Genomic DNA, 6,897 nt, shown 5'->3' on the forward strand with positions numbered 1-6,897 from the left:
CGGTGATCGGAGACCTGACCCCATGCTCGACGAGTCACTGCTCGACGACCCCGAGGCGCTCGCCCGCGCCGACCGCCGCGGACTGCTGCGCGGCGCGGCGGAAGCGGGCGCCCGCGTCCGTACCGCGGCCCGGCACGCCGCGGAGGCGGGGCTGACGGAGCTCAAGCCCGACGGCCGCCCCCGCGCCGTCCTGATCGCCGGCCCCGGCACCGCCGCCGCCTGCGTCGCCGACATCCTCGACGGCCTCGTCGGCACCGGCTGCCCCGTCATCCGGCTGGCCCCGAGCGGCGTCGCCCCCGCCGCCGGCGCCCTGCGCTGGACCCTGCCCGGCTGGGTCGGCCCCGTGGACCTGCTCCTCATCGCCACCCCCGACGGCACCGAACCAGGCCTCTCCCTCCTCGCCGACCAGGCGTACCGCCGCGGCTGCACGGTCGTCGCCGTCACCCCCGCGCGCACCCCGCTCGCCGAGAGCGTGGACGGCAGCCACGGCCTCACCGTCCCCATGGCCACCTCGCCCTACGGCGCCTATGAGGGCCCGCACGACGACGCCACCCGCGACTCCGCGTCGTACGAGGCACGCCGCGTCGAGGACGAGGCCGCGCCCGGCGCCCCCTGCACCCTGTGGGCCCTCCTCGTCCCGCTGCTGGTCCTCCTCGACCGCACCGGCCTGGTCGCCGCCCCCGCCGACACCCTTCAGAAGGTCGCCGACCGCCTCGACCGCGTCGCGGAGCGCTGCGGCCCCGCCATCACCACGTACAGCAACCCCGCCAAGACGCTCGCCGCCGAGCTGGCCGACTCCCTCCCGCTGATCTGGACCGAGGGACGGTCCGCGGGGGCCGCGGGACGCCGCTTCGCCGCCACCCTCGCCGAGCAGGCCGGGCACGCCGCGCTCGCCGCCGAGCTGCCCGAGGCGCTGCCCGCGCACGGCGCCGTCCTCGCCGGCAGCCCGACCGGCGGCGACGACACCGACGACTTCTTCCGCGACCGCGTCGACGACCCGGCGGCCCTCCGCGCGCGCGTGGTGCTCCTCCGCGACCGGCCCGTGGACGCCGGCGGCCTCACCGCGGCCCCCGCCGCCCGCGAACTGGCACACGGCCACGACATCGCCCTCAGCGAGCTCGAACCGGAGGCCGGCGACGAACTGGAAGCGCTCGCCGAGCTGATCGCCGTCACGGATTTCGCCGCCGTTTACCTGGCGCTCGCCTCCGGAGCCGGATCATGACCACCGCACCGGTCACCCCCGAAGCCCGGCTCGCGCGTACGCAGCAGTACTCAGTGCAGTAGTACCCAGTAAGGGAGAGCCCCTCCGTGGACCGCCTCACCAACACCATCCGCCCCTACGCCTGGGGCTCCACCACCGCCATCGCGGAGCTCACCGGCGCCGAGCCGAGCGGTGAACCGCAGGCCGAGATGTGGATGGGCGCCCACCCGGGCGCGCCCTCGCGCACCGGGCGCGGCGCGCTGAACGAGGTCATCGAAGCGGCCCCGGAGCGCGAACTCGGTACGGCGGCGGCCGCCAAGTTCGGCCCGCGCCTGCCCTTCCTCCTCAAGCTCCTCGCCGCGGGCGCCCCCCTCTCCCTCCAGGTGCACCCCGACCTCGCGCAGGCGAAGGAGGGGTACGCGGACGAGGAGCGCCGCGGCGTCCCGGCCGACGCCCCGAACCGCAACTACAAGGACGCCAACCACAAGCCCGAACTGATCTGCGCCCTCACGCCCTTCGACGGCCTGTGCGGCTTCCGCGCCCCCGCCGAGACCGCGGCCCTCCTGGAAGCCCTGGAGGTCGACAGCCTCAAGCCGTACGTCGACCTGCTGCGCGCCCAGCCCGAAGAGGCCGCCCTGCGCGAGGTCCTGACGGCCGTGCTCACCGCCGATCCCGAGGAGATGGCCGAGACGGTCACCGAGGTCACGACCGCCGCCCAGCGCCTCGGCGGGGCCTACGAGCCCTACGCGGGCATCGCCCACCACTACCCCGGCGACCCGGGCGTCATCGCGGCCATGCTCCTCAACCACGTCCGACTACAGCCCGGCGAGGCCCTGTTCCTCGGCGCCGGCGTCCCGCACGCCTATCTCAACGGCCTCGGCGTCGAAATCATGGCCAACAGCGACAACGTCCTGCGCTGCGGCCTGACCCCCAAGCACGTCGACGTACCCGAGCTGCTGCGCATCGTCCGCTTCGACGCCACCGACCCCGGCGTCCTGCGCCCCGAGGCCACCGAGACCGGCGAAGAGGTCTACGAAACCCCGATCGACGAGTTCCGCCTCTCCCGCTTCGTCCTGCCCGAAGGCGCCGCCCCGCACGACCTCACCGCCCCCACCCCCCAGATCCTGCTCTGCACGGCGGGCACGGTCCACGCGGGCGAACTGACCCTGACGCCCGGTCAGTCCGCATTCGTCCCGGCGGCCGAAAAGGCCGAAGTGTCCGGCCCCGGCACGGTTTTCCGGGCCACCGTGGTGGCCTGACACACCGGAGCCGTCCCGTGCTGCAACAATGACCCACCGCAAAGGGCGGGCAAAGCACCGCCGACAGCGTGGTCGATACGTACGAAGGCGAAGGGGAACCCCGCACTCATGAGCGCGTCAGGCGGAACAAAGGCGATTGTCGCGGCACTGGCCGCGAACCTCGCGATCGCGGTGGCGAAGTTCGTCGCGTTCATCTTCAGTGGCTCGTCCTCGATGCTCGCCGAGAGCGTCCACTCACTCGCCGACTCCGGCAACCAGGGACTGCTGCTCGTCGGCGGCAAGAAGGCACAGCGCGAGGCGACCCCGCAGCACCCGTTCGGCTACGGCCGCGAGCGCTACATCTACGCCTTCCTCGTCTCCATCGTCCTCTTCTCGGTCGGCGGCATGTTCGCGATCTACGAGGGCTACGAGAAGATCAAGCACCCGCACGAGCTGGAGCACTGGTACTGGCCCGTCGGGGTCCTGGTCTTCGCGATCATCGCGGAGAGCTTCTCCTTCCGGACCGCCATCAAGGAGTCCAACGCCCTGCGCGGGAAGCTCACCTGGACGCAGTTCGTCCGCCGCGCCAAGGCCCCCGAGCTGCCGGTCGTCCTCCTGGAGGACCTCGGCGCGCTCGTCGGCCTGGTCCTCGCCCTCGGCGGCGTCGGCCTCGCCCTCGCCACCGGCAACGGCGTCTGGGACGGCATCGGCACGCTCTGCATCGGCGTCCTGCTCATCGCGATCGCGATCATCCTCGCCGCGGAGACCAAGTCCCTGCTGCTCGGTGAGGCCGCGGGCACCGAAGAGGTCGCCAAGATCGAGAAGGTCCTGGTCGACGGCGACACGGTCACCAAGGTCATCCACATGCGCACGCTCCACCTCGGCCCCGAGGAGCTGCTGGTCGCCGCCAAGGTCGCCGTCCAGCACGACGACACGGCCACCGAGGTCGCCGCCGCGATCGACGCCGCGGAGGAGCGCGTCCGCGCCGCGGTCCCGATCGCCCGAGTGATCTACCTCGAACCGGACATCTACAACGAGTCGGCGGCCGCCGCGGGCCAGAACCCGGCGAAGGCACCCGGCGGCCACTGAGTCCGCCGCGTACTCCTTACGCGGAGGGGCCCCGCACCGGTGTGGTGCGGGGCCCCTCCGCGTATCCGGCGAAACGCTGACCGCTACCGGACCTCGCGCAGCACATCGAGGACCGCCGCGTCGTCGGGCGCCGCCTCCAGCCGCTGCCGGAAGCCCGTGTCCATCAGCTTCCGCGACAACAGGGCGAGAATCCGCAGGTGCTCGTCCCCGGCGGCCGCCTCCGGTACGGAGATCATGAAGATCAGCCTGGCCTTCGTACCGTCGAGCGAACCCCACTCGATGCCCTCCGGCGACCGCGCGAACCCGACGACCGGGGCGTCCACGGCGTCGGTCTTGGCGTGCGGGATGGCGATCTCCTCGCCGAGCCCGGTGGTGCCCTGCGCCTCACGCCGCAGCGCGGTCCGCACCAGCTCCTCGACGTCGTTGACCTTGCCGGTGGTGGCGAGCAGCGCGGCCATCTCGCGGATGGCGGCCTCCTTGTCACCCGCGTCGAGACGGACCTTGACGGTCTGCCGGGTGAGGTACCCGGAGAGGACCTCGTCCCGCTCGTCCTCGTCGGCCTGGGCTTCATCGGTCTTGGCTTCGTCGGCCTCGGCGAGCGCCACCCCGGGCACACCTGGCGCGGCGGCCGGGAGAGCCCCGCGCCGCTTGCGCTCGCTCAGGTCGACCAGCGTCACGGTCGTGAGTGCCGTGACGACCGCACCGACGGCGATGGCCACGAAGAACATGGGTACGCCGCCCACCGCGCCCAGCACCGCCACGATCGGCCCGCCGTGCGGCACCGCGTCCCGCACGCTCGCCATGCCGGCGACGGCACCGGCGACGGCGCCACCCAGCATGTTGGCGGGAATGACCTGCGCGGGCCGGGCGGCGGCGAACGGAATGGCGCCCTCGGAAATCCCGAAGAAGCCCATGAAGAGCGACGCCATCCCGGTCTCGCGCTCCTGCTCCGAGTACAGCTTGCGGCGGAGCAACGTGGCGAGGCCCTGACCGAGTGGCATCACGGGGATGGCGGCGGCGCACATGCCCATCACGGTCTGGTTGCCGGTCGCGATGAGCCCCGTACCGAAGAGGAACGCGGTCTTGTTGACCGGGCCGCCCATGTCGAACGCGATCATGAGGCCGAGGATCGCCCCGAGCAGGATCGCGCTGGTGCCCGTCATCCCGCTGAGCCAGCTCGTCAGATGTTCGAACACCCAGGAGATCGGCTTGCCGATGACGTAGATGAAGAAGAGTCCGAGAGCGGTGGTCGCGACGATCGGGATCACGATGATCGGCATGATCGGCTGGACGAACTTAGGGACCCTGACCTTCTTGATCCACAGCACCAGATAACCGGCCAGGAAACCCGTGACGATGGCCCCGATGAAGCCCGCGCCCGCCTTGGAGTCGTACAGCTCACCGGTGTTGGCGATCCATCCGCCGATCATGCCCGGCACCAGCGCGGGCCGGTCCCCGATCGCGTACGCGATGTACCCCGACAGGATCGGCACCATCAACGTGAAGCCGATGACCCCGATGGCGTTCACATGCGCCCAGAAGGTCCCCTCCGGGATCACATAGCCCTTGGACGTCGCGTCGCCGCCCAGCGCCAGCGAGATCGCGATCAGCAGACCGCCGACCACGACGAACGGAATCATGTACGAGACGCCGTTCATCAGCGCCTTGTACGCGACGCTCCGCTCCCGGCCGCCCCCGGCGCCTCCGGAAGGGCCCTCCGCGTGACCGCCACCACCGCCCCCGCCGTGCACCGGAGCGTTCCGCACCCGCTCGATCAGCTGCTCGGGGTGGCTGATGCCCTCGGACACCCCGACGGACAGCACGCGCTTGCCGGCGAACCGGCTGCGGTCCACGTCCTTGTCGGCTGCGATGATGATGCCGTCGGCGTCTCTGACATCGTTGTCAGAGAGGACGTTCTCGGCCCCGATGGAGCCCTGGGTCTCCACCTTCATGTCGACGCCGAGGCTCTCCGCGGCCTGCGAGAGCTTCTCCGCCGCCATGTACGTGTGGGCGATACCGGTCGGACAGGCGGTGACGGCGAGCAGCTTCAGCCTCCGCTGCCCGCTGGTGCCCCCGCCCATGGGGGGATCGGCCGGACTGGTCACGTGGATCTCCTAACGCCTTTGCCGCACAAGATCGCGCATATGTTCCCGATCTCAAGGCATCCTGCAACACATAACCGCAGGATCAAAGGCGCAAAGATCCCATATCGTCCGCCTCTGACGGCCTATCCGCCGAACATCATGTCCACGTGGGCGGGCTGGGGCTTGCTGGGCCGATCGGTGTAGCTTGGTGACGAGCCAGACGTCGCTGCTGATGGCGGTCGGGCGGTCCACGCACGGACTGTCCGAGGGAGAGAGGGCCTCCGACGGACTGCGCTGCGCGCGTCGGTGCACCGTGTGCCCGATGCCGCAGGTCAGCCATGTCCACCCTCGACCCAACCACGAGGAGCAGCTCACTCATGACTCTCATCAACGGCAAGGACTTCAAGGTCGCCGATCTGTCCCTGGCGGCTTTTGGCCGTAAGGAGATCACGCTGGCCGAGCACGAGATGCCCGGTCTGATGGCGATCCGTAAGGAGTTCGCGGCCTCGCAGCCGCTGGCGGGGGCCCGTATCATGGGGTCCCTGCACATGACGGTGCAGACCGCCGTCCTCATCGAGACCCTGGTCGCGCTCGGCGCGCAGGTGCGCTGGGTGTCCTGCAACATTTTCTCCACCCAGGACCACGCGGCCGCGGCCATCGCGGTGGGTCCGAACGGCACCCCGGAGGACCCGCAGGGTGTGCCGGTGTTCGCCTGGAAGGGCGAGACGCTGGAGGAGTACTGGTGGTGCACGGAGCAGGCCCTGACCTGGCCGAACACCCCCACCGGCGGCCCGAACATGATCCTGGACGACGGCGGGGATGCCACCTTGCTGGTCCACAAGGGTGTCGAGTACGAGAAGGCCGGCAAGGTCCCGGCCCTGGAGAGCGCGGAGAACGACGAGCACCGCGTCATCTTGCAGGTCCTGCACCGCACCATCAGTGAGGGCTCGCAGAAGTGGACCCAGCTGGCCTCGGAGATCCGCGGGGTGACCGAGGAGACCACCACCGGTGTCCACCGCCTGTATGAGATGCACCGTGAGGGCCAGCTCCTCTTCCCCGCGATCAACGTGAACGACGCGGTGACCAAGTCGAAGTTCGACAACAAGTACGGCTGCCGCCACTCCCTGATCGACGGCATCAACCGTGCCACCGATGTCCTGATCGGCGGCAAGACCGCGGTCGTTCTCGGCTATGGGGATGTGGGCAAGGGCTGTGCGGAGTCGCTGCGCGGGCAGGGTGCGCGGGTGATCGTCACGGAGATCGACCCGATCTGCGCGTTGCAGGC

General features: G+C 70.8%; 5 protein-coding genes. 4 read left to right on the plus strand and 1 reads right to left on the minus strand.

Annotated elements, in window-relative coordinates; all coding sequences use genetic code 11:
- Positions 1-22: 22 nt before the first annotated feature.
- From ACZ4Z4_RS14720 to ACZ4Z4_RS14730, 3 genes are all read left to right on the plus strand, one after another.
- Complete coding sequence (locus tag ACZ4Z4_RS14720; protein WP_468326835.1) at positions 23-1,222, plus strand: SIS domain-containing protein; 1,200 nt, start codon at positions 23-25, stop codon at positions 1,220-1,222.
- Between the two features lie 86 nt (positions 1,223-1,308).
- Entirely contained in the window at positions 1,309-2,460 is a 1,152-nt protein-coding gene (gene manA / locus ACZ4Z4_RS14725) for a mannose-6-phosphate isomerase, class I (protein WP_468326837.1), read from the plus strand.
- Between the two features lie 108 nt (positions 2,461-2,568).
- On the plus strand, positions 2,569-3,528 hold the full coding sequence (locus tag ACZ4Z4_RS14730; protein WP_468326839.1) for a cation diffusion facilitator family transporter: 960 nt from the start codon (positions 2,569-2,571) through the stop codon (positions 3,526-3,528).
- Positions 3,529-3,611: 83 nt separating this feature from the next.
- Here the strand turns inward: ACZ4Z4_RS14730 and ACZ4Z4_RS14735 are convergent, their stop codons facing one another.
- Positions 3,612-5,633, minus strand: coding sequence for a fructose-specific PTS transporter subunit EIIC (locus tag ACZ4Z4_RS14735; RefSeq protein ID WP_468326841.1), 2,022 nt, complete (start codon positions 5,631-5,633; stop codon positions 3,612-3,614).
- A gap of 356 nt (positions 5,634-5,989) precedes the next feature.
- Here ACZ4Z4_RS14735 and ACZ4Z4_RS14740 point away from each other — a divergent pair.
- On the plus strand, positions 5,990-6,897 hold a 908-nt coding region (locus tag ACZ4Z4_RS14740), incomplete at its 3' end, for an adenosylhomocysteinase (protein WP_468326843.1).

It is taken from the genome of Streptomyces sp. NPDC030245, assembly GCF_055572995.1.